Origin of the sequence: Tardiphaga sp. 172_B4_N1_3 (genome assembly GCF_052076035.1) — a bacterium.
GTDB lineage: Bacteria > Pseudomonadota > Alphaproteobacteria > Rhizobiales > Xanthobacteraceae > Tardiphaga > Tardiphaga robiniae.
In genome coordinates, this window is the sequence record NZ_CP197238.1 from 4,109,446 (window position 1) to 4,132,500 (window position 23,055).

The 23,055-nt window shown below is 63.5% G+C and carries 15 protein-coding genes and 1 tRNA gene (1 of these 16 only partly in view); 5 read left to right on the forward strand and 11 right to left on the reverse strand.

What is annotated here, in order from left to right:
• The 6 genes from AB7783_RS19495 to AB7783_RS19520 all read right to left on the reverse strand — a co-directional run bounded on the left by AB7783_RS19495 (nucleotide 1) and on the right by AB7783_RS19520 (nucleotide 16,518).
• Entirely contained in the window at nucleotides 1-12,357 is a 12,357-nt protein-coding gene (locus AB7783_RS19495; protein WP_441278537.1) for a filamentous haemagglutinin family protein, read from the reverse strand.
• A 205-nt stretch (nucleotides 12,358-12,562) separates the two neighbouring features.
• Complete coding sequence (locus AB7783_RS19500) at nucleotides 12,563-13,585, reverse strand: FecR family protein (protein WP_441278538.1); 1,023 nt, start codon at nucleotides 13,583-13,585, stop codon at nucleotides 12,563-12,565.
• 9 nt (nucleotides 13,586-13,594) lie between these two features.
• Nucleotides 13,595-14,146 (reverse strand): RNA polymerase sigma factor, encoded by a 552-nt coding sequence (locus AB7783_RS19505; protein WP_441278539.1) that lies wholly within the window; start codon nucleotides 14,144-14,146, stop codon nucleotides 13,595-13,597.
• Between the two features lie 124 nt (nucleotides 14,147-14,270).
• On the reverse strand, nucleotides 14,271-14,972 hold the full coding sequence (locus AB7783_RS19510; RefSeq protein ID WP_441278540.1) for an STN domain-containing protein: 702 nt from the start codon (nucleotides 14,970-14,972) through the stop codon (nucleotides 14,271-14,273).
• Between the two features lie 424 nt (nucleotides 14,973-15,396).
• A tRNA-Met gene (locus AB7783_RS19515) sits at nucleotides 15,397-15,473 on the reverse strand.
• 283 nt (nucleotides 15,474-15,756) lie between these two features.
• On the reverse strand, nucleotides 15,757-16,518 hold the full coding sequence (locus tag AB7783_RS19520) for an SDR family NAD(P)-dependent oxidoreductase (protein WP_441278541.1): 762 nt from the start codon (nucleotides 16,516-16,518) through the stop codon (nucleotides 15,757-15,759).
• A 111-nt stretch (nucleotides 16,519-16,629) separates the two neighbouring features.
• Here AB7783_RS19520 and AB7783_RS19525 point away from each other — a divergent pair, with 111 nt between their 5' ends.
• Complete coding sequence (locus AB7783_RS19525) at nucleotides 16,630-17,145, forward strand: CvpA family protein (protein ID WP_175367647.1); 516 nt, start codon at nucleotides 16,630-16,632, stop codon at nucleotides 17,143-17,145.
• 86 nt (nucleotides 17,146-17,231) lie between these two features.
• The gene (locus tag AB7783_RS19530; RefSeq protein ID WP_441278542.1) at nucleotides 17,232-18,014 is read left to right on the forward strand and encodes an SDR family oxidoreductase; all 783 of its coding nucleotides are present in this window, start codon (nucleotides 17,232-17,234) and stop codon (nucleotides 18,012-18,014) included.
• Between the two features lie 72 nt (nucleotides 18,015-18,086).
• On the opposite strand, the gene AB7783_RS19535 is transcribed toward AB7783_RS19530, so the two are convergent.
• Nucleotides 18,087-18,500, reverse strand: a complete 414-nt coding sequence (locus AB7783_RS19535; RefSeq protein ID WP_175367645.1) for a DUF3775 domain-containing protein — start codon at nucleotides 18,498-18,500, stop codon at nucleotides 18,087-18,089.
• Between the two features lie 130 nt (nucleotides 18,501-18,630).
• On the opposite strand from AB7783_RS19535, the gene AB7783_RS19540 reads away from it, so the two are divergent.
• The 3 genes from AB7783_RS19540 (at nucleotide 18,631) to AB7783_RS19550 (ending at nucleotide 21,101) form a co-directional block, all read left to right on the forward strand.
• Nucleotides 18,631-19,482: an MBL fold metallo-hydrolase gene (locus AB7783_RS19540; protein ID WP_441278543.1), complete on the forward strand. Its 852-nt coding sequence runs from the start codon at nucleotides 18,631-18,633 to the stop codon at nucleotides 19,480-19,482.
• Nucleotides 19,483-19,571: 89 nt separating this feature from the next.
• Complete coding sequence (locus AB7783_RS19545; RefSeq protein WP_441230770.1) at nucleotides 19,572-20,414, forward strand: fumarylacetoacetate hydrolase family protein; 843 nt, start codon at nucleotides 19,572-19,574, stop codon at nucleotides 20,412-20,414.
• 69 nt (nucleotides 20,415-20,483) lie between these two features.
• Nucleotides 20,484-21,101 (forward strand): glutathione S-transferase family protein, encoded by a 618-nt coding sequence (locus AB7783_RS19550; RefSeq protein WP_441230771.1) that lies wholly within the window; start codon nucleotides 20,484-20,486, stop codon nucleotides 21,099-21,101.
• Between the two features lie 79 nt (nucleotides 21,102-21,180).
• On the opposite strand, the gene AB7783_RS19555 is transcribed toward AB7783_RS19550, so the two are convergent.
• The 4 genes from AB7783_RS19555 to AB7783_RS19570 form a co-directional block, all read right to left on the reverse strand.
• Nucleotides 21,181-21,723, reverse strand: coding sequence for a methylated-DNA--[protein]-cysteine S-methyltransferase (locus AB7783_RS19555; RefSeq protein ID WP_093757381.1), 543 nt, complete (start codon nucleotides 21,721-21,723; stop codon nucleotides 21,181-21,183).
• 105 nt (nucleotides 21,724-21,828) lie between these two features.
• Nucleotides 21,829-22,032 carry a hypothetical protein gene (locus AB7783_RS19560; RefSeq protein WP_068729147.1) on the reverse strand — a complete coding sequence of 68 codons (204 nt, stop codon included), beginning with the start codon at nucleotides 22,030-22,032 and terminating at the stop codon, nucleotides 21,829-21,831.
• Between the two features lie 177 nt (nucleotides 22,033-22,209).
• Nucleotides 22,210-22,818, reverse strand: a complete 609-nt coding sequence (locus AB7783_RS19565; protein WP_120288019.1) for a hypothetical protein — start codon at nucleotides 22,816-22,818, stop codon at nucleotides 22,210-22,212.
• 221 nt (nucleotides 22,819-23,039) lie between these two features.
• Nucleotides 23,040-23,055: the end of a hypothetical protein gene (locus tag AB7783_RS19570; protein ID WP_184512101.1), read on the reverse strand. Its footprint extends 518 nt past the window's final position; only the last 16 of its 534 coding nucleotides appear in the window; the start codon falls outside the window, past its right edge; it ends in the stop codon at nucleotides 23,040-23,042.

Genomic DNA, 23,055 nt, shown 5'->3' on the forward strand with positions numbered 1-23,055 from the left:
TCATCGCCGCCGAAGCTTCTCACGCTCCTCTGTAGTCAAGATGCCCGCTTCTGCGTCGCTCAGTTCGCCATAGCCGGCGATCTGCACAGCGCTGCGATCGTTGTAGGCGTCACGCACCTCGGGCGGCTCCAGCATGCCCCGGCGGTCGTCACGCTTACGCTGTTCGTCGTGCTCGGTGTCACCACCGCCACCATAGCCGAGCACTTCGACAATGATCACTGAAGGATTGTTGTTGGCGGCTTGTTGTGGCGTCGCCGTCTGCTGCGTCGCCGCCGTTGCATTGCTGGTGGACAAGGCCGCGGTGATGCTTGGCGCCTGCACGGTCGGAATGCCGGATGACGATCCCTGCACCTGGATGTTGGCGGCGTTGACGATCTGCAATGCCGCGAGGTTGATATTGCCCGAGACGCGGATACCCGCCTCGCCTGCATCGATGGTGCCGAGCGGCGCGATCAGGTCGATATCGCCGGCCTTTACTTCCGGGATCGGGTTGAGCGTCGCGATGCCGGCGCCCGACGACGGCACCGTCGGTGACAGCGTGACATTCCCGTAGATGTCGTAGACCCGCTTCGGTGGCGTATAGACCACCGTGGTCTTGGCACCGCGGCCGGCATTGATGTCGCCATTCGCCGTCCATGCGATGATATTGCCGCCGAAGGTCGTCATGATGCGCGACAGGCCGATCAACACGCTGCCCTGGCTGTAGATCTGGATATTGCCCGCACCTTGCGTCACGAGACCCGCCGTAGCCGGAGGCGCCACGCCTTCGACGCCGACCACCAATTTTCCTGATGGTGTCAACATCTGGATGTCGCCGCCGAACAAAGTCTGCACACCGGAGCTGCCGAACATGGTGATGTCGCCCGACACTTCCGCAGCGTCGGGGAACAGCGCGGCGATCGCATCGCGGCCGCGCAGATAGCTGCGATAGCGCGGGCTGGCGCTGTCGTTATATTCGCGACCGCCGGCGGTCAGTTCGGCGAAATAGACGGTGCGCAAGAAGATCTGCTGCTGCTCCGGCGCCAGTGCAACGAACGCGGCGTGGGCCTCGGCATCAGTCCCCACAAAGCCATAGCGTTGCTGCAGCCACGCTGCGAGTTCTTTCTCGTAAGTCCTGGCGACCTTGCCCGAGCCTTCGAGCGGCGTGCCCGCCGGCACCAGATTAGCCGGATCGAGATAGCGCAGCAGTGCGTCATAATCCGGCCCCTTGGCGCCGATACCGGCCAGCATCGCGACGCTGGCGCCGGGACGGTTGTCGCCCGCAACCACGGGGCCTACGGAGACGACGCTGGCCTTGTCGTCCATCAGGATGTTGCGGCCGGCCGAAATCTGCAGAGTGCCGGGGCCGCCGATATTGAAGCTGCTATAGATGATGTCATGTCCGGCCTGCACCAGCGAGACGTCGGTCTCGGAATTGTGCACGAACAGGTTGCCAGTCGAGGAGAAATAGGTTTTGTAACCTGCCCCCAGCCCGTCCTCGGTGACGCCGAGCGCGGTACCACTGCCGACGATGTCGCGGCCGGCCATCATGCGCACCGGGCCTGCGCCCTGATACCAGACCTGCCCGGCCCGCGTCGGATCATTGGCCGCAAACGTCACGGTGCGGCCGCTGCTGACGCCGACCAGATCGCCGCTGACGGCGTATAACCGCGCCGGATCGAGATCGCCCCATTCCGCAGTCGCGGTGTTGGGCCCGAAGGCAAACAATGGAAGGATGCCCTGGCTCTCATAGGCCACGTTGCCGGTCGCCGACAGATTGCTGAACTTGGTCCCGCCAGTGACCGCGTCAACCACGGTGAAAGCCGGGCGGAACGGCGTCGCCAGCGACGACGCCGACGCGCTGCTCCGCGCAACCGTAAAGCCTCCTGAATAGATCGAATCCGAGGCCAGGAATTCGAGCTTGCTGTTGGCCGAAGGCGCCAGCAGCAGCGGCGCGTAGACGTTCGTGACCGGGGCGGAGCGATCGGAGATCGCATTGCCGTAGTAGAAGCTGCCGCCAGCCGCGACCGCAGTGAGGATCGACGGATACATGATCGCCGAGTCGGTGGAGGGTAAAACGGCGCCGAGGCTGAGCGGCACCAGGTCGCCACCCGCGGAGAACAGGTTGATAGCGCTATGGTTAGTCCATAGCGAGAACCAGCTGGTGCCGCCGGCCGCGCCGTCGCGCCCATAGGGTGCATCGACGACCGTGGTAATGCGGCCGGGATCGCTGGCGCCGGACAGCACCAGGTCGCTGCCGCTGTTCAGCGTAAAGGTCGAATCGCCGGGCGCCAGCAACAACCCTCCAAAGGCCAATACCCGCGTTGACGTAAACGGATCAAAGGCCCGGGTTTCGCGCGGCGACTGCTCGAGCGGCTGGACGCCATAGGTCGGGCTCAATATGCCCAGCGAACCTGTAGCGATCTGGGTGTCGCCGCGCATATTGGTGACGGTGCCGTTGAAGGCACTGTTGGTGTAGAGCGAGGCCGGGTTCAGCTTGCCGCCGACCCGCAGGTCGAGGTCGCCGCCGCCGGTCAGCGTCAGGCTGCCATCGGCGCCGACCCGGCCAGTGCTGCCCACGGCGAGCACGAGACCCTGGGTGCGCTGGTTGGAGAACTGATCCTGGACGTCCACCCGGGTCGACGTGATGTTGTTGTTGCCCATCAGCGTGACGATGCCGGCATTGCCGACGACATCGACGCGGAGGTTGCCGCCGCCCAGGGTGCCGAAACCGGTGAAGCCGATCAAGGTGTCGGCCCTGACCTGGCTGAGGATCGATGGCGAGACGTAGCTGCCGAAATTGATCGACCAGGCGGTGGCCTGATCGGCGTCGCCGCCCAGCGTAGCGCCGGTGCCCTGCCGCCACAGCCAGTTGCCGATCGCCGCGCTATTGTAGCCTATATCTTTCGCGTTCGGGCGACCGACCCCGTTCGTGTAGACCGGCAAGGTCATCAGATTGCCGGTGAGATCGCCGCCCGCCTTGATGATCAGGTTGCCGCCGCCCGTCGGATACCAGGCGCGCGCCAGGCTGTCCGCCCCGCCATCGACGAATTTCTCGTAGCCCTTGTTGAGGTCGCCAAGCACCGTGCCCGAGGCGGTTCTGGCCCGCGGCAGATTGTACGGATCGCCCGAGTTGTTGGTCGTGGTCGAGGACGTGCCGGCGGTGTAGACGCCGTACAGTGTGCCCATTTGCACATTGCCGGATGCGATGAGGTCAAGGTCGGCCGCTCCTGTTCGAACGACGCTGAAACGCGTGCTCCCGGGCAGATAGTCGAAGGTGGGATTGGCGGACAATTCGCAGACCATCGGATCGTCCGAACAAATGGTGGTCCCGAAGAAATCATAGTCGACCGGTTTGCCGACATAATCCGCGGGGTCACCGTCGGCAATGTAGCTCTCCCAGCCGTAATAGGTCAGGAGGATGCTCTCGGGGGTCGGCTTACCATACAGTCCGTAGTGATTGTCGGCGAGCACCAGATTGCCATGCTTCGCGCTCGGATTGATCAGGCGGCTGTCGGCCGCGCCAGTATCAGCGCCGGCCACCAGCCGCACCGACCACGACTGCGAACCTTCCGGCAGCATCGCCGCCGCGCCGTATAATTTGCCGGCCGCACCGGGCCGCAAGTCGACCGACGTCAAGCCGCCGGGCAGCAGGACATTGGTGCCCGAGGGCAGCACCGCGCCAAGCGGCAGCGCGAGATCGCTGCTCAGCGTGCCCGCTACGGGCAGCGCGACACCCTTCGGCCAGATCATCGCCGCCAGCGACGCGGACCCCGGCAGCTTCATGCCGACATCGAACTGCGTGCCGGCCGGAAGCGTGACGGGCGCAGTGACGATCGAACCCGCCGCGAACAGCAACGTGCCGAATTGATCGCGCACATTGGCGCTCAGCACGGTTCCTGCGGCCAGATTCATCGGCGCGCTTAACGAGCTTCCCACGGGGATCACCGTGCCCGCGTCGAAACTCGACGCTTGCAGCGGCAGATCGAAGTTCAACGTCTTGCCGCTGCCGAATTTGGTGCCGGCTGCCAGGATCACGCCGGTGCGCGGGATGGTGATGTCCGCACCGGTGAATTCCACGCCGGGCAGCAGCAGCCACCCCTTGTCGTCCTGCGTCGCCGGCGGCGCTGTGAAGCCGTCATTGATGCTGCCGTAAATGGTGAGATCGCCGCCGGCGCGCAGCGTGAGCGCGCCCGCTTCGCCCGAGCCGTCTCCGGCGATGCCGGTGAGCTGTGAATGCGGGTTAAGGCTGGCATAGCGGTAACCGGACAGGTCGAGATCGCCCTGCACGACGAGATCGCCATCCGGCGTCTTGCTGACGACTTCGACGCCAGGCCGCAGATGGAAGGCATCGCGATAAGTTGCATTATTGAGACCCGCGAGCTTGCCGTTGACAAGCGCGGCGTTGAGGAGCGCCGCATTGATGAAATCGTTGCTTTCGGCATGTTTGCCGTCGAGCCACGTCTGCTTGATGAACTGATAGAGCCGCCCGTTGGCGGCGGGATCCGCTGCGTAGGGTGCATCGTCGTAGCTGCGCATCGCATTGACGGCGATCGAGCGCGCGCCCTGGATGATCGGCATGCCGCCGACATCGATATCGATATCGCCATAGGTCGCCGCGTCGGCATCGGTGACGTTGCCGCTGCTGCCGATCCGCGGCGCGTTCAGCTCCAGCGTACCGCGGGCGAGACCATCGTTCTGTCCCGCCGCCGAGCCCACCGCCGCATTGGTGCCGTGCCGCAGATCGATGCGTGCACCCTGCGCCAGCGTCAGCCGGCCGTTGCCCGAACTGAGTTCGACGATGGCGCGGTTCGGGCTGTCGATGATCTTGCCGTAGCTATCGACCCGCAGCACCGTGCCGTGGGCATCGAGTACCGCCGATCCTGTCAGCGTCAGGCCGCGCTTCGCAGCGAGGCGAATAGTGCCGACGCTCTCGCCGCTGGCGTCGATGGTCCCAGCCACCGTGAGCACGCCGTTGTCGAGCGAGACGTTGACCTCATTGGCCCTCAACTCGTTGCCGATGGTGAGATCGCCCTGCTTGATCTGGAAGCTGCGTGCGCCATAGACGCCGCCGGCATTGAGATGCGTATTGAGCGCGGCGAAATCGCCGAGCGTCTGCGCGCGCACGGTGGCGCTGCCGGCGCGATACGGCACCAGTGTGCCGCCGGCATCGTAGCGGCCCTCGGTGGTGCCGAGGATCGCACCTTGCAGATCGACCGTGCCGGCCGCAGCATCGAGCGCGATCGCGGTCAGGCTCCCGGCATTGTTGAAGCGCGCCGAAAGATCGATCACCGAGCCCGATGCCTGACGGACATTGCCGGTGCCGCTGTCGAGCGTGACGTCGCCGCCCCAGCTATATTTGCTGACATCGTTGAACACGACCTCGCGGCCGGCGACGTCGATCCGCGACGCGCCGGTCAATGTGATGTCGCCAGTCGCCTTCAACGTCAGCTTGCCGCTCGGCAGCACGATCGCGGTATCGAGCGTGATGCTGGCGCCGCTCAGCGTCAGTTGCGCGCCGAGCGTGTCGGTAGCGACCGCGCCAGCGCCGACCAGCCGCAGGGCGCCGCCCGCCGTGATGCTGTTGACCGAGCCGCCCTCGCCGGTCACCAAAGGAGCGGCGATGGTGAGGTTGCCGCCGCTATAGCTGTAGCCCTGCCCGGCCACATAGGTGCCGCGCGATTGATAGACCGACAGGGTGCCTTGCTGGTTGGCGCTGACGCGGTCGGTCGCCGACAGATTGACATTGGCGAAGCCGAGCGCCAGCCGGTTGTCGATATCGTTGCCGCTCGGGCGCGAATTGGGGCCGTAGCCGAACACGATGCGATCGGCCGCGATGTTCAGCGTACCGCTGCCGGTACCCGCACCATTGGCGACGAGTTCGCCCGGCGTCAGCGTCGATCCCCGCCAGATGAAGTTGCCGGTGCGGATGGTGGCGACATCGCCGGCGGCGCCGGCGCCGTAAATTGCCGGGGCGCTGAGTACCAGATTGGCCAGCGTCGATTTGCCGGTGGCGGGATCGACGGTGTCGAGCGTGACGGTGCCAAAAATGTTGACGGCATTGGACGCCGACAGCGTCAGCGTCTCGAGCCCCGGCGCGCCGTAGCGCGTATCGCCGCGCAGCAGGCGGTCGAGCAATGCCTGGTTCATCGACAGCCCGCTCGGCAGGATGTTACGCGCCGCGGCGTCGTTCAGCACGGCGCTGTCGCCGAGATTGATCCGGCTGACCGAGAGCGTGAGATTGCGGGTGCCGTAACGTACGGCGTCGTCGAGCTGGAACTGGTTCGGCGTCACCAGCGCGACGGTGCCTTCGGAGTAGATTTCGGTCTGACCGCTGCAATTGCCGCTGTCACAGACGCCGATGCGCACGCCACTGGCCGTGACAGCATTCGCCGCCGCCGTGTTCGGCACCAGATCGAGCAAGCCATTGGAGACCATCACCTGGTTGCCGGTCGCGGCGTAGACATAGCCATTTCGCGAGTCGTAGGCCGCCGCACCATTGCCGATGGTGTTGATATGGGCGCCCTGCTCGATGACGATCCCGGAGCCGGTCAAGTAATTCCCGCTGTTGGCCATCAAAAAGACTTCCGGCGCCGACAGCAATGAGCCCTGACGGAGATAGATATATTGCGTCGAGTCGTAACTATCGACCAGCCGGCCGCCCTGGCCGTACACGACGAATTGCACGCCGCCGATCACCAGCCGCGACGCGCCGAGTGCGTTCAGCATCGCCGAATCCAGCGACAGGCCCAGGAAGCCGGCCGAAGCCGCCGCGCCGGCAGCAAGAACCTCGATATCGTAGCCGCCGCCGGACGAGGTCGCGACCATCACGGCGCCGCCATAGCCGCCGCTCGCTGCATCGAACCGCGCCGTGCCGTCGAAGCGGAATGCATCGATGCCGGCGCCGGGGTTGAGATTAAGAACGAGGCTGCGCGCATCGACCGGCAGCATCGCCCGCGGCACGCCGCGCTTCACGGCATCGGCCACCACATAATCGGCATAGCTGGTCTCATTGTATTGCGAATAGTTGCGCACGACCGTGGAAGGCGTCAGCACGACCTGGCTGGCGAGGCTGTCCCTGATCGCCGTATTGGCAAAGCCGAGCTGGCCGGACGTGAGGTACGACCCATTGGCGACTGGAACGGCCCCGGCGAGGGCAGTGCGTGACTGCTGTGCGCCGATCTCGATGCGGAACGCGCCGGGCAACAACGCATAGGTCGAGGGCATCAGGGTATAGGTGCCGGCCGGCAGTCCGGGCGTGCTGCCATCCAGCGTGATCTGGCGTCCGACCAGCGGATTGCCGGCGCCGGCATCCGCGCCGACGGGGGCATAGTCGCCCTTGAAATTCGGGACGATCGCATAGACCGCATTGCCCGAGGCGCTGAAAACATTCGCGGGATTGGCGTTGCGGAATGACGTGCGCAGAATATCGACCGAACCGCCGCGACCGCTGATGAAGCCCGCACCGGTGAGATCGCCGCCACCGGAGAGGTCCAGCACCGCGCCGGAATCGACGATGGCGCTCTTGCCGCCCAAGGCGATGCCGATCAGCAAGGTCGTGGAGCCCGCCCCGCCCGCGCCGATCAGCGTCACGTCCTTGCCGTTATATTGGTAGCTCAACCCGTCGACCGTGCCGCCATAGGGCATCACGAGGCCACGCCCGCTCACCGAAGTCAGGCTGCCCGCCAGCAAACTGACGCGGGTGGAGTTCGACCCCTCGTACTGGCCGGTGCCGATCGTCAGCTTGCCGAGCGGCGCGCGAACGACGCCGGCCTGCTCGACAAAGGCGGCCGCCAGGGTGAGGTCGCCGAACACCGAGTACGGCACCGTCGGGATCTCGGCCGAGGTCGCCTCGATGCGCAGAATTCGCACGGGATCGTAGCCGATCACGCCATTCACGGTGTTTTGCCCGACCTGGACCTGCGCGACCGTGCCGGTCGCCGGATAGACCTGCGCCGCGCGCAGGGTGATGCTGCCGGGGCTGAGCAGCGACGTGGTGATCGCGCCAACGACCGGCACGCCGGGCACCGGCCGCACGCCCTGCAGGAAGCGCAGGTCGCCGGCGCTTGCCAGGCGCGTAATTCCGAAATTCAGATTGACGGTGTCGCGAATGTCGATCAGATCCGCCGCGACGTTGAGCTGAACGTCGTAGCGCGTCGGCGCTGCGGTGAAGACCGGGGTACGGGACTTCTGCGCATCCGGCTCCTTGTAGACATAGTTGATCTGCGCCAATCGCGCATAGGCGGCCGCCAGCGAGATCCGCGCATCCTGCGCACTCCCGGCGACCGGCATCACCATGTCGCTGTAGAGATTGAGGCTCTGCCCGACACGCAGGCTGACATCGCCGTCGAAACCGATGGCGCTGCTCATCACCGACAAATTGTCGAAGCCGCCATTCGCCACGGTGTCGGCGCCAAGTCGTCCGTAGCCATAGGCCAGGGCCGGATCGGCCGCACCGGCCTGCAGACCGGCGCTCAATACCGACTCGCCCTGCAGATCGGCGATCACGATCCGGCGCAATGCGCGGTAGGCCGGATCGGCAAGCGGAAGATTCACCGGATCACCGCTGGCGATGCGGTATTCGAGCATCTGCAGCGAGATATTGAGACTGCCGCCGGCGGCACCGGCACCACCCGCGCGGGCGATCATGGTGCCGTCCAGGAACAAGCCGTTGTTTGATACCAGCGAAATGCTGCCGCCATTGCTGGCGACATCGACCGCGCCACGCCCGGAAATGTCGAGCGTTGCCGCGGCGCCCGATGCATCGAGCACGGCACCGGGCCGCACCACGATGAAGTTATTCGAGGACGTCGCCTGCCCGAGCGCGCCGTCGATCTCGCCGCCAATGACGATGCTGCCGCCATTGGCGACCACACCGTAGCGTCGACCGCGCGCATCGCGGGCAGTCACGGCCTGTGCCGCCACATCCAGCCGTGCGGCCTCGCCGATCCAGATCGAACGGCTATTGGTGGTGGCCGCAACTTTGTCGGCCTCGGTCGTGATCAAATCGATGGTCTTCAGCGCAATGCTGCCACCTGCCGCGTGCAGCGAACCGTCCACCGTCAACTGGCCGGCACTGCTCAGCGTAATGGCGTTGCCGGGATCGACATTGATCGCCGCATTCTTGCCAATGCTCAGATCGACCGACGGCAGATCGCTCGCCAGCAACTGATTATTGCCGGCCTGCAGGGTCAGGCTGGCGCCGCCGCGCTGGGTCAGCACGCCGGTCGATGAATTCTCCGCATAGAGTGGCGGCGTCCAGACCTGAAGTCCGGATGGCGCGCCGAGCGCAAAGCGGTAGACCGGCATCGTGACATCGACGGCTGCACCTTCGGTCATAGCTAGGCTGCGGTTGCCGATGATCACATAGGCAGCGAAGCCTCTGGCGAAGAAATCCGTCGCCAGCACCAGCGTGCCTGTTTCCGGGACGGCGGGCGCATCCCCGATCACCACGCGACCGGCCTGCAGCGTCAGCGTGCCGCCACCACTCATGCCGTAACCGCGTACGTCGCCCGCCACAATGAGTTCGCCATCGCCACCGACGCCGTTGGCATTGGCCTTGAGCGTGACATTGCCGCCGCGGCCGCCCTGGACCTTGCCGTTGCGCAAGATGCCGACGCCCGACGACACGTCGATCAGGGCCTTGTCCTCGAGCACCACGTCCTGTGTGGATTGCAGCGACACCGCGCCGCCATTGAGATATGCGAGTGCGGTCGGGTCTGCGCCATCGGACGCGGCGCTGCGCAGTCCGCTGAGATCGAGCGTGGCGCCCGTGCGCACCGCGATCCTCGACGTACCGTTCAGCGTCAGCCCCTGGGTGCCGACCACCGACGAAGTGAACACATTGGTGGCATTGATCGCGCCGCCATGAGCAGTGACGTCAGCCTTGATGTCGATCACCGGCGCGATCAGATCAAGTATCCCGCCATCGGCCAGCGTCAGGTCGCCATCGATGACGATCTTGCCGCGGGTGCCGAGTTGCAGGCCGCTGAGCCGCTGATCGCTGAGGCGATCGGCGTCGAGCCACACCGTGTTCGTACGCTCTGCGGGAATCACGTCGCCTGCGGCGATGCCCTTACCAACATCGGCGATGTCGCCGATCCGGACATTGCTGGTGTAGAGATTGGTTCGACCAAGCGCGGTGTATTGCCCGATCCCCAGCGTACCCGCGACCGGCGCGGCATTCTGCACCTGCTTGTAGCCATCCGCGACATTGGCGGCGCGTGCGCTGGCCTGCCGCTCGCCGGTGATGACGTCGGCGATGATGTCAGCCTCGAATACCGATGTCGGCGTCGAGAGATTGAGCCGGCCGGCGTCGCGGCCCACGGTATAGCCGGCTTCGTAACGCCAGGTCGACGACCGCGCCAATGGCGATGTCCAAACCTCGGTGAGCTGCTCCGAGACCTTGCCCTGGATGTTATGCGTCCGCACGAAGCCGCCGGCGGCTACAACGAACTTCATGTCGGCCGGTGCGTTATCGAAACTGTAAAGACGACCGTCGATGCCGATCAGCCGGATCGAATAGATCCGTCCGCCCTCATAACTCACCGATCCGCCGGAGATATCGAACTTTGCCCCCTGCTGCGCGACGACCTCCGGGGCCGACAGCGTGATCGTGCCGCCAAGCGCCGCCCATTCGCCGATGGTGTGGGCGGTGTTGGCGAGATAACCGCCGAGTTCGAGCAGACCGCCTTTGGTGTAGTAGCGATCGCCGGCATAGCCGCCGGTGCCGGCGGGCACCAGAACGAGATCGCGGATATCGATCCAGACATTCTTGTTGAGCAGTGCGCCGCTGTCGCGGTTGACCGGCGAGTCCCTGAGTTCGTTGCCCTGGACGTTGACCAGCACCTGGTTGGCCGACATCGGCCGCACCGTGCCCTGCACGCCGGAGACGTCGATGCTCGATCCGGTTTCGGCAAACACCCGCGTGCCGGCGCTGACGGCGACCTGGCCGCCTTGCGCCATGGTCTGCGACTGGTTCTGGAAATTGACCACGCCGCCGGTGACGATCTCGACGCGGGACTGGTCCTGGCGATCCGCCAGTATCGACAGATTGTCGAACACCCCCGTGGCGCTGCCGGCGCGCAGCAGATTGGCTGCCGCCGAGGATGCGATCAGCGCATCGCGCTGGCTGTCGAGCGCGGTCTCGCTGCTGTCGAGTTCGGGCAGGATCGCGGCGACGCTGCCTGCGCCCAGCGTGACGCTGCCCTGGCGGTCCGCTGCGGAATTGAGCAGATGGATGGTGCCGCGGGTATTGACCGAACTGGTGGCGATCAGCGCGCCGTTCTGGACCAGTGTGCGTCCGGCTAGTGTCACGTCGCCCTGCTGCGCGAGGATCAGACCGCTGTTGCTGACGCTGCCGCTCTGGCTGCCGGTGCCGATGGCTGTCGAGATCTCGATGCCGCGCGTCGTCGATGTCGCATTGCCCTCGGTGCCGAAGCCGCGCCGCAGGATGAAGTTGTCGCCGGCCGCCAACAAGGTCTGGCCCCTGGGCGTCGCGATGCTGCCGGCATTCTCCACCTGCGAGCCGATCAGCAGCACAGTGCCACCGCCCGAGGTCACCGACGATGGCGCACGCGTGCTGATCGAAGCGCCGGCCTCGACGACGACCTTACCGCCCGCGGCCGTGAAGCTCGGCGCATAGATGTTACCGGTTTGAGTGCTGTAGATGCCATTACTGCGGAACTGGGCGTCGGTGATATCGGCGGTCGATGCGATCAACGACCCGACATTGACCTGGCTGCTGCCGCCGAAAATGATGCCGCTCTGATTGATCACATAGACATGGCCATCGGCCTTGATGGTGCCGAGGATCTGGCTCGGCGCTGTGGCGTTGTTGACGCGGTTGAGCGCCACCCAGCTGGCGTTGCCCTGCTGATCGAAGGTCAGCGTGGTGCGTGCGCCGACATTGAAGCTCTGCCAGTTCAGGATCGCCTGTTGCGTGGTCTGCCGAATATTGACCTGGGTCTGCCCCGCGCCATCCACGCCCTGCGTCGGCGTATTGGCCCCGGACCATCCCGCCGGGATGTTCGGCAGCAGACCACCGGCGCCGAGGCCGTTCGGCACATGGAGCGGCGCCGTCACCGAGGTCTGCCCTGCGGCTGCTGCGGCGCGCGCGGCTGCCTGCAGTGCCTGCATGTCCTGCAAGGCGCGCGCTGCACGCGCCAGCGAACTCTGTGTCTGCCGTGCCACCGCTGCGGCCTGCTGCGCCGCCAGTGTAGCGGCATCAGAGGCGATGTTGGGCGCCGACACCACACCGCCGCCGCTGCCGTTCAGAGAACGGGCGTAGACGAGATCCGGCGCGGCGAGAACCAGCGCCAGCGTACTCGCACCCGTCAGCAGCAATCGCCGCGACAACTTCCGGCTCGCGAACGACATCGCCTCTGCTGATTGACCCGACAGCTCACCATACTCGCTGGACCGGAATTTCCTGGAACGAAAGCCGGCTTTTTCAAACACCATGAAAATAACTCGCGAGGTTGAACGTGAGATGTCAGCGGGTTTGCACCCCTTCACCTCTAAGACCGCCACCCTGCGATCGAGTCCGAACCACGCGCCGCAACTTTTCTGAAAAAATCTGAGATCAGCTGAGCAGAACCATTCCGCCCGGGAGGCGGCGCAGCCGTGCGCTGAAGGTCTGCGCGAGATTGACGACGGCTTCATCAATGCGGCTAAGTTGAAATGTCGCAACGACGTCACGTTCGCCGAGTCTATCGTTCAATAGCACGATCTTTCCTGGCCGATAGCGGTTGAGTTCCTGCACAACACGCGCGAGCGGCTCGTGACGGAAGATTAATTGTCCGCGCTCCCATGCCGAGGCAACGGCAACGTCGATCGGAGCCACCGGCCTGAATCCGTTGTCGTCGTAGACAACTTGTTGCCCGGTCAGGACCTCGACGAGTTGATCGTGGCGGTTGACCCTGACGGCTCCCTCCAAACATGTCACGCAGACCGAAGCCTGATCCCTGCGCAGACTGAAGCGGGCGGAGGATGCCGTGACACGGCCGTTGGCAGCAAAGACCTCGAAAGAGGCTTTCGCCGTCACGGCTGCTTCGCCGTCGATCAGTTCGAATGCGCGCGTGCCGGCTGCTCCGGAGCGGATGTCGATGCTCGTCTGGGTATTCATGACGATGGAGACGTCGTCCGCCAATGCGATCGTCTGGCGTTCGCCGGTTCCCGTCCGATAATCCGCCGTCAATTCGCCGGGTGACGGCCATAGGCGAAATGGTGGCCGCGCCCCGACATAACCGACAGCTGCAACGGAAGCTGCCAGCGCCCCGCCAAGAAATGCGCGGCGGCCGAGTTTCACATTCCGACGGCTTGCTATGACGTTTGTAGCGACCAGGGCTTGCACAGCAGAGACTTTCGCGCGCTCGCGCACCATATCGCCCGCCGGACCCAGCACCTCCCACAAAAGCTTCGCTTCAGCAAAGGCCTGACGATGAGCGGAGCTTTGGCTACGCCATCGCTGCAGGGCAGCGGCGTCTTCGCTGGTCGCCTCTCCTGACGCCAATCGGACCAGCCATGCGGTGGCCTCCACGGCGAGTGGGCCATCGCCGCTCGTCGCTGAAATGTCGCCCGATGGATTAGATGTCGCGTCGCGCACGATGTTCCCTCAATCCTTAGACGCCACAGGGTGGCCGGGACCGAACTTGTGCGACAGATTTATTTCGAGGTGTTCGCGGCAATGGTCGAGCGCCTGTTTGAGCTCTCGCTCGACCATCCGCGTCGAAATCCCGAACTGCGCCGCAATGTCGGAAATCGCCCGTCCCTCTGTGCGCGCAGCCAGAAAGATCGTGCGGCGGCGATCTGGCAGTTGCTCCAGCGCCTGGACAAGCTGACGCATTGACGACCGGCCGGCAGCGACGCGTTCGGGATCGAGTTCGTCATGCTCCAGTTTGAGCAGGAGCTCGACCTCCGATCGATCGAGCCGCCGGGCCTCCGAGCGGCGGCGATCGGCAGCGATATTGAGAGCAATCCTGAAAAGATAGCTCCTTGGATGCTGAATGGCGCCAGGCTCTTCGATCCGGCCAAGGCGCAAATACGCTTCCTGCAAGACATCGTCGGCAGCGTCAGGAGAGCCAAGGCGCCGCGCAAGCCTGCTTCGCAACGGACCGTAGTCGTCCAGCAATGTCTGCAACAACAGCGCCTGCCCGCTCACTCTCATACGATGGTCATTCCAACTCGAAACAGGCGCGAATGCGTGCGGCCCGCTCAAGCCTTCGGCCGAGCGAGGACACTTATGCGCCACGTCCCTTTATGGAAATATTGTGACAGGACGTTATCGCCCGTCACGGCTTCCGGCCGTCCAGTCCCGCCGGCACGGCTTGGTGCGGATTACAATCACCACTATCCTGCGAAGATCGCGGCAAGATCACCATGATCACCGGCTGCGGCACCCCTTCTGGCGGCTTGCTCGCTGAAATGCCTTGCAGCACGTCGCGAATACGGAGGTCGCGGTCCCGATCGCCGGTCGAGCTGAGCAGGTCCACACGTTCGGGACGCCCCTGCTCCGTTATCCACATCCGCAAAGCGAGCCGATAATTTCCGATGCCCGGGTCCGCTGCTGCACAGAGCGATTTCACGACCCTACGCTGCAACTCGGTGGAATAGTGGCGACGGAGCTCCTCGCTTTTTGGCGCCGACAACGCCTCCGTCACCAATAGCGAGCCCATCCCCGTCGCGCGGACAACAAGTCCAGTCCCGGCCAGCACGGTTTTTAACGCATCTTCCGCCGTATACGCCCCCGAAATGCTCCTGGCGCGGCGGCCGGCCACGACCTGTCCGTCAGCAAAAATCTGGACGCCGGTCACGACGCCGAGCTGGTAGATGGCTTCATCCACTGATTGGGGCGGCATATCGATCTGCCATTGCGTGGCGGCCTGATGCGGCGCGGCGGCCGGATCACTGGCAGCAACGGCTGCGCCCGGGGCCGCCATCAACAATCCAAGGACGACTACAACGAAGGCGGCATTTTCCAGATGCGATGGCATCACGCTCCCTTGCCGAGCCCTCGATCAGACGGAGAAATTCGTCCGCAGCTGATCTCGCCGATGCGATGTCGTTAATGCAATCGCAAAAACATGCTGACAGGACGCTTACAGGTCACGGTCTCAGCCATCAAGCGCGGCACGCGCAACGCCGGCATTGTCAAATCTTCCAATACCATTCTTTGACGTTTTGCAGCTCTCAGATGTGTTTGTATCGACCGCCCCGATGCTTCCCTCAGAATCGCGTCCTCGATACGACGAAATGCGCAGTCGTTGTGGTTCGCTGCTGTGCCTACACCAACTACACACATGGTTGCGGGGTGACCTGAGCCTACAGGCTAAATCATTGATGTTACTGGTGCCGATTCCAGCATCAAAAAACAAAGCCCAGCAATCCATTGAGATTGCTGGGCTTTGTTTAGTGGTTTGGTTGCGGGGATAGGATTTGAACCTATGACCTTCAGGTTATGAGCCTGACGAGCTACCGGGCTGCTCCACCCCGCGCCAAACCTTTCGGAAAACCAGAGACGAAACGAAGTCGGCCAACGCCAAGGCGTCGATCGATCCCAGTCCGGAGGCTTCCTGAGAAGGCAACCGGGGCAAAGCCCTCGGTGCGAGGGGTATGTACCAATGCCTGCCTGCTTTGGAAAGGGGCAGCGGCGATCTTTTTGCGCTTTTATGACGGTCCGGGAAAACGACAATCTGCCCTGTTTCGGCACAACCCGGCACGACCCGGATGCAACCGCCGAAACCGGCGTTTCAGGCCCGCTGGACGGGCTCTGGCGGCCTAATTCAGCAAAAAGCCGCCATCCACGGTCACGGTACTGCCGGTCATGTAACGCGATGCCTGCGAAGCCAGCAGCAGAATGGCACCGTCGAGATCGCTCTCATGACCGACCCGGCGCTGCGCGATGCGCTTGATCAACTTCTCGCCCACGGGCGTGTCCCAGGCGGCGTGGTTGATGTCGGTATCGATGTAGCCTGGCGCCAGCGCATTGACGCGAATGCGGTGCGCGGCGAGTTCCAGTGCCAGTGCCCTGGTCGCCTGCACGATGCCGGCCTTGGAGATCGCATAAGGCGACACCGCCTTGGTCAGCCCGAATCCGAGGACGGAAGCAATATTGACGATATTGCCCTCCACTTTATGCGCGATCATGCGGCGCGCGGCTTCGGTCGCCGCGAAATAGGCGCCCTTGAGATTGGCCCCGATGACCGCGTCCCAATCCGCCTCAGTCTGATCGATGGCCATCTTCTCCACCGCGATGCCGGCATTGTTGATCAGCACGCTGACCGGCCCGAGCGCAGCTTCAGCGGCATCGAACGCATTTGCGATCGAGGCATTGTCGGTGACGTCCATCGACACCGCGACAGCGCGGCCCCCCTTGTCCGTGATTTCCTTCTGCAGGCTATCTAGCTTGCCCATCTGCCGCGCTGCGAGCACCACAGCTGCACCATGCGCGGACAGCACGCGCGCAAATCGTCGGCCGAGGCCCTGCGAGGCTCCGGTGATGAGGATGGTTTCTTTACTGACGTCGAATATCCCGGACATGGCATTTCCCTTTGATTTTGCCCTAGTGATACCCGGCCTTGCCGCGATCGCAAACCGGCGCGCTCAGCCGATTTCTTTGAAGCGGAATTGCCGCATGGGGACGAAGCCGCGATGAATAGTTTCGATGTCGTCGTTTATGTCGGCCTGATCGTCGCCATGGTCATCGGCTTCCGCGCCGGCCTCTTGCGCAGCGCCGTGACCATCCTGGGCTATCTGCTGGCGATGCCGATCGCCGTCTGGATCACCGGGCTGATCGCGCCGCAACTGTCCGGCGCCGCCGCCGCTTCGACCACGCAAAATTCACTGCTGTTCTTCGCGATCTTTCTCGTGTCAGGCATCGTGCTCGGCTCGCTGCTGCGCATGGCAATCAACGACGTGATCGGCCACGAGATCGGCATCGGCGACCGGCTCGGCGGCGCTTTGCTCGGCGCCATTCGCGTCGGCCTGATCGCGGTGACGCTGGTGCTGATCTTCGACCAGTTGGTGCCGGCCGACAGGCAGCCAGCCTATATGACCGGCTCACAGCTGCGGCCCCTGCTGTCGCTGGCCGGGCAGAAGGGCGTCAAATCGCTGCCGCCGGACGTGACTGCCACCATCGAGCAATGGAAACGCGCGCACCGGCTCTGACGTCGGTGCCCTTATCAGGCCGCTTGCGACGAGCTAGACTGGCCCCCTCTTTTCTTCGCCAATTCGACAACTTCAGGAGTGATATCGTGGATCTTGGAATCAAAGGCCGCCGCGCGCTTGTCTGCGCATCCAGCAAGGGCCTCGGCCGTGGCTGCGCCGAAGCGCTGGCCGCAGAAGGCGTGCATGTCACGATGACTGCACGCGGCGGCGACGTGCTGGCGGCAGCCGCTGCCGATATCCGCAAGGCCTATCCGGGCGTCGAGGTCACCGAAGTCGTCGGTGACATCACCACGGTCGAAGGCCGCGAAGCTGCGCTGAAGGCAGCCGGCCAGATCGACATCCTCATCAACAATGCCGGCGGCCCGCCACCCGGCGATTTCCGCAACTGGACCCGCGACGACTGGCTCAAGGCCATCGATGCCAACATGCTGACCCCGATCGAGCTGATCAAGGCGACGGTGGACGGCATGATGGAGCGCAAGTTCGGCCGCATCGTCAACATCACCTCGGCCGCCGTGAAGGCGCCGATCGATGTGCTCGGCCTGTCGAACGGCGCACGCAGCGGCCTGACCGGCTTCATCGCCGGCCTGTCGCGCAAGACCGTGCGTGCGAATGTCACCATCAACGGCCTGCTGCCCGGCCCGTTCAACACCGACCGCCTGAAGGGCGTTGCCGCCGGCCAAGTCAAGGCGACAGGTCTTTCGGTCGACGAGATCCTGGCCAAGCGCGCGGCCGAAAATCCGTCGGGTCGCTTCGGTGAAGCCGATGAATTCGGTCAGGCCTGCGCCTGGCTGTGCGGCGCTAAATCCGGCTTCATCACCGGCCAGAACATCGTGCTCGATGGCGGCGCTTTCCCCGGCACGATGTAAGCGGCGATATCTCAAGACGCGAAAAGGCGATCGGCTCGCATGCCGATCGCCTTTTGTTTTTGTGTTACGCGCTCAATGGACCGGCGTGGTGCGTTCGCTGGACCAATCGACGCCGAATTCTTCCAGGCCTTCGGCGAGGAGATCGCCCAGCAATGGCTCGCCGAGCAGATAGCGCGCTGTGCGCCCGTTGCGGCCCTCTGCGGCCTCGCGGCGCAAGTCACTCCATTCATCGATGGTGGCGTCGCCGCGTCCCAGCCGCATCAGGGCGACGAGGTCGATCTGCTCGTCCTCGGTGAGCGCGCTGATGAAGCCCGCGATTTCCCGCGCCACGGGATCTTCGCCATTGTCCTCAAGCACATCGATCATATCGTCATCGGCGCCGTTCGAACCGGAATCGGGATCCGAGGCGATATCCTTGGCATCGAACTGCCGGGCCTTCTCGATCAGGAAGCCCACTTTCTCGGATGAAATCGCTAGTTCTGGCATCGCACGCTCCTCGCTGCAGGGCCCGGTGTTCCACTCTGACAACGCGCAGCCCCGCGAGATGATCCATTGCGCGCCACGCCGGAAACCCGCATCTTTCCAGCCCTAAAAAGAACAATGGGGTGAACGCCTGATGCAATGGACGGTCGGCAAAGTCAGGATCACGCAGATCATCGAAGGCGAGACGATTGGCAGCACACGCTTCATTCTCCCGCAGGTCGGCCCCGATGAGGTCCATGCGCTGCCGTGGCTGATGCCGGAATTTGCAACTCCTGAAGGCCGGCTGAAAATGTCGATCCATGCGCTGGTGGTGGAAACGCCGACGCAAAGGATCATAGTCGATACGTGTCTCGGCAACGACAAGCAGGGCCGTTCGGTGCCGACCTGGAATAATCTGCACACGCCGTTCCTCGAAAACATGACGGCGGCGGGCTTCGCGCCGGACAGTATCGACACGGTGCTGTGCACCCATCTGCATGTCGATCATGTCGGCTGGAATACAAAACTGGTCGCTGGCCAATGGACGCCGACATTCCCGAATGCACGCTATGTGTTCGGGCAGCACGAATACAACTACTGGGCGGCGCATAGCGATACGGCGTCGCATCTCGCCGTGTTCAACGATTCCGTAAAGCCTATCGCCGATGCCGGGCTGATGGATCTCGTTGCCAGCGATGCGCAACTCTCGGACGAGGTCACGCTGATCCCGACACCGGGCCACAGCCCCGGCCATATGAGCGTGCACATCAAATCCGCAGGCAAGGAAGCGCTGCTGACGGGCGACGCCGCACATCATCCGGTGCAGATGGCGCATCTCGACTGGTCGTCCACGGCGGATGCCGATCCCCTGCAATCCGCCGTATCGCGGCGCGCATTGTTCTCGCGTTTTGCGGATACGCCGACACTGGTGATCGGCGGTCACTTCGGTGCCGGCCACATCATGCGCGAGGGCGATGCTTTCAGATTTGCCGCGCTGCAGCACTGATTTTTGCGGCTCTGACCTTTCTGTCGCGCGGTTGAATTTCCCCGCGCCCTGTTCCACAACCTTTCAGGCAAGCCCCAAGGGAGACGACAATGAAGCTCGTAAGATACGGCGCGTTCGGCAGCGAAAAGCCGGGACTGATCGACAAGGACGGCAAGCTGCGCGACCTCTCCGGCCAGGTGAAGGATCTGGCTGACGATGCATTTGCGCCTGCCAATCTTGCCAAGCTCGCTGCGCTCGACCCGGCGTCGCTGCCTGCCGTAAGCGGCTCGCCGCGCATTGGCTCGCCCGTTGGCGGCAAGCCGAAATTCATCGCCATTGGCCTGAACTATGCCGACCACGCCGCCGAATCCGGCATGCCGATTCCGTCGGAGCCGATCGTCTTCATGAAGGCGCTGAACAGCCTGTGCGGCCCCAATGACGATGTGGAAAAGCCCCGCGGCTCGACCAAGCTCGACTGGGAAGTCGAACTCGCCATCGTCATCGGCACCAAAGCCAAATATGTGACCGAAGCCGATGCGCTGAAATATGTCGCCGGCTACAGCGTCTGCAATGACGTTTCCGAACGCTTCTTCCAGATCGAGCGCGGCGGCCAGTGGACCAAGGGCAAGTCGCATGACACGTTCGGCCCGCTCGGCCCGTGGCTGGTGACGCCAGACGAAGTCGGCGACGTGCACAAGCTCAGCATGTATCTCGACGTCAACGGCAAGCGCTGCCAGACCGGCTCGACCGCGACCATGATCTTCAATGTGCCGCAGATCGTGTCGTATCTGTCCGGCATGATGACGCTGATGCCCGGCGACATCATCACCACGGGCACGCCGCCCGGCGTCGGCCTCGGCATGAAGCCGCCGAAATTCCTCGAAGTAGGCGACGTCATGACGCTCGGCATCGAGAAGCTCGGCGAGCAGAAGCAGAAAGTGGTTGCGGCTTAAGCGCCCTTGATCTCGTGCGGACATGCATGGGCGTGTCCGCGCTTTTTCAATTTATGAAAGATACTCAACATGAAGCTGACTTTTTCTCCGGGTTCGCCCTTTGCACGCAAGGTGCGCATCGCGGCGATCGAACTCGGACTGATCGACAAGATCGAACTGACGCCTGCCGCTGTCGCCCCCACCCAGAAAAACGAAGCCTATTCGCATGACATCAGCCCAGTCAGGAAATTGCCGGCGCTGATCCTCGATGACGGCAATGTCATCGTGGATTCATATGTCATCACCGAATATCTCGACGAGCTCGCCGGCGGCAACAAGCTGATCCCGGCCGCGGGTCCGGCGCGCTGGAAAGTGAAGAGCGAGCATTCGATGCTGCAGGGCATGACGGATGCGATGCTGCTGTGCCGCTACGAAGTCGGCGTGCGCCCGAAAGAGCTGTTGTGGCAGGCCTGGTATGACGATCAGTGGGATCGCGCATGGCAGGGGCTCACACGTTTCGAAAATCATCCGGACATTCTGACGCGTCCGATGGATGCGGCGCAGATCGCGCTCGTCTGCGTGCTCGGTTATGCCGACTTCCGCTTCCCGGATTGCGGATGGCGCAAGGCGTTTCCGAAACTCGACGCTTTCCACAACAAGATGTTGCAGCGGGAATCGGTGAAGATCTCCGTTCCGCCAAAGGGTTAGAACCGAAAAGCGACCTGACGCAATTTCACGTCAGCTTGCGAAAATCCTGCGTCAGGCCTGCGGCGATCTTGCGGCAGGTCTAATCGAACAGCGAGGGCGTGTGATTCACATACGCGCCCTCGATGGCGAGCATCTTGAGCTTGGTCTCGACGCCGCCATTGGCCGAAAATCCGCCCGGCTTACCGCCGGCAGCCAGCACCCGGTGACACGGCACGATCACCGGACACGGATTTTGCCCCATCGCCTGCCCGACATTGCGTGACAGTTCGACACCGCCGAGCTTCTTGGCGATATCGCCATAAGTCAGCGTCGCGCCCGGCGGGATCTGGCGGGCAATCGCATAGACGTTGCGATTGAATTCGGGGACGTCGGTGAGATCGAGATCGATATCGAGAAGATCGACCGGCTTGCCGGTCATCAGTTCGACGATACCGTCGATGGCTGCCTGTACCGCAGGCGGCGGCGCGGCCTCGACGACCTCCGCATGGCGCTGCTTGATGCGTACACGGGTCTGTTTTTCGTCCGGCTGCGGCAATTGCACAGCAACGATGCCGCGATCGGCCCATGCGATGCCGCAACGGCCGATGGCGGTGTCGAAGAGAGTGAACTGAACGTCGGTCATATGAGCCTCCATCGATCGCATCAGCATCCGATGTGGTGAGGTCCGGAGTTTGCGACGATCTTCAGCCATTCGCCACCCGATTCCGGAGCGGCAAACAGCTTTGTCTCAGCTCTGCTCGCGCGACGGCATTGAGGCGGCCTTGTGGATGAAAGCCTGGCCGAGCATGTCGAGGATTTCCTTGGTGGCCACGAACATGAACACACCCGCCTCGGTGTCGAAGGAGATGCCGACCACGGTCGGATCAGGCTGGAAGTCCAACAGGCTGTAGCCCTTCAGCGGGAGGGCGGGAACTTCTTTCGGATTCGACATGTCGGTCTCCCGCGTCAGTGAAAGGCTCGTGAAAGCCGGAATAACGAGGGCTTAGACAACAATTCGGAGCACGCCAAGGCGTTATTTCGTAGCGTTGGCCAGGCCTCCAACGAAAATCGGGACCACATAGCGGCCCCGATCTTCAGAAGTCCAAGCCGTGCGATGGCAATGGCAGACTTACTCGTCGTTCTGCATCGCTGCGGCCAGCTTGTCGTAATATTTGCCGACGAGATCGATATTGCCCTTGTTCTCGACTGCTGGCGGCGGCGATTTGAGCGCGGCGTTGAGATCGGCGAGCGCGGCCTTCTTGTCCTTGGCCGGCATTTTCTTATCGGCCTGCACGGCCGCGATCTGCTGCTTGAAGACCACTTCGGGGCCGACATATTTCTTGGTCTGCGGATCGAAGCCGCCCAGCACCAGCATGATGTTTTCGACGACGTCGTTGTAGTCGCCGTAGTTCGCAAAGCCGTTTTTCTTGGCGACGTCATCGAGCTGCGCGACCACTTTGGGATCCGGCTTGTCTGGCGCCTGCTGCGGCAGCTTTGCGGTCACCGCATCAAGATCCTTCTGTGCGGCCAGCACCTGCTCGATCTGCTTGTCAGTCAGCGCAATCTGCTTTGGCGCCGGCGCATTTTGTGCGGGAGCTGCGGTGGGTGCCGGCGTGGGCGGCGTCTGTTTTGCGGCGGGCTGTTTCTGCGCCTGCGCATATGCAGCGCCAGTGACGGGAATCGTCGCAAGGCCTGCGATGGTCAGGGCGGCGATGGCGGGGCGAAGGATGGAACGCATGAAGATCTCCTCGGCAAATTGGAGCGACCAGGGAAAGTCGATCGCGGAGCGAAACCGGTTCAACGAGCCCGGTTGGCAGAGGATGGAATGCTGCAGCTGAATCGTGGCTGAATGATCGCAGCGGCCGGTCGTCCCTTCCCGGCTGCTCGGTTGCCGATCTTCCGCCCATTACCCGCTTATGGTGCATGTACGACCCACAACGCAGGCCGCCATTCCGACGATCAGTCGTCCTTCAGC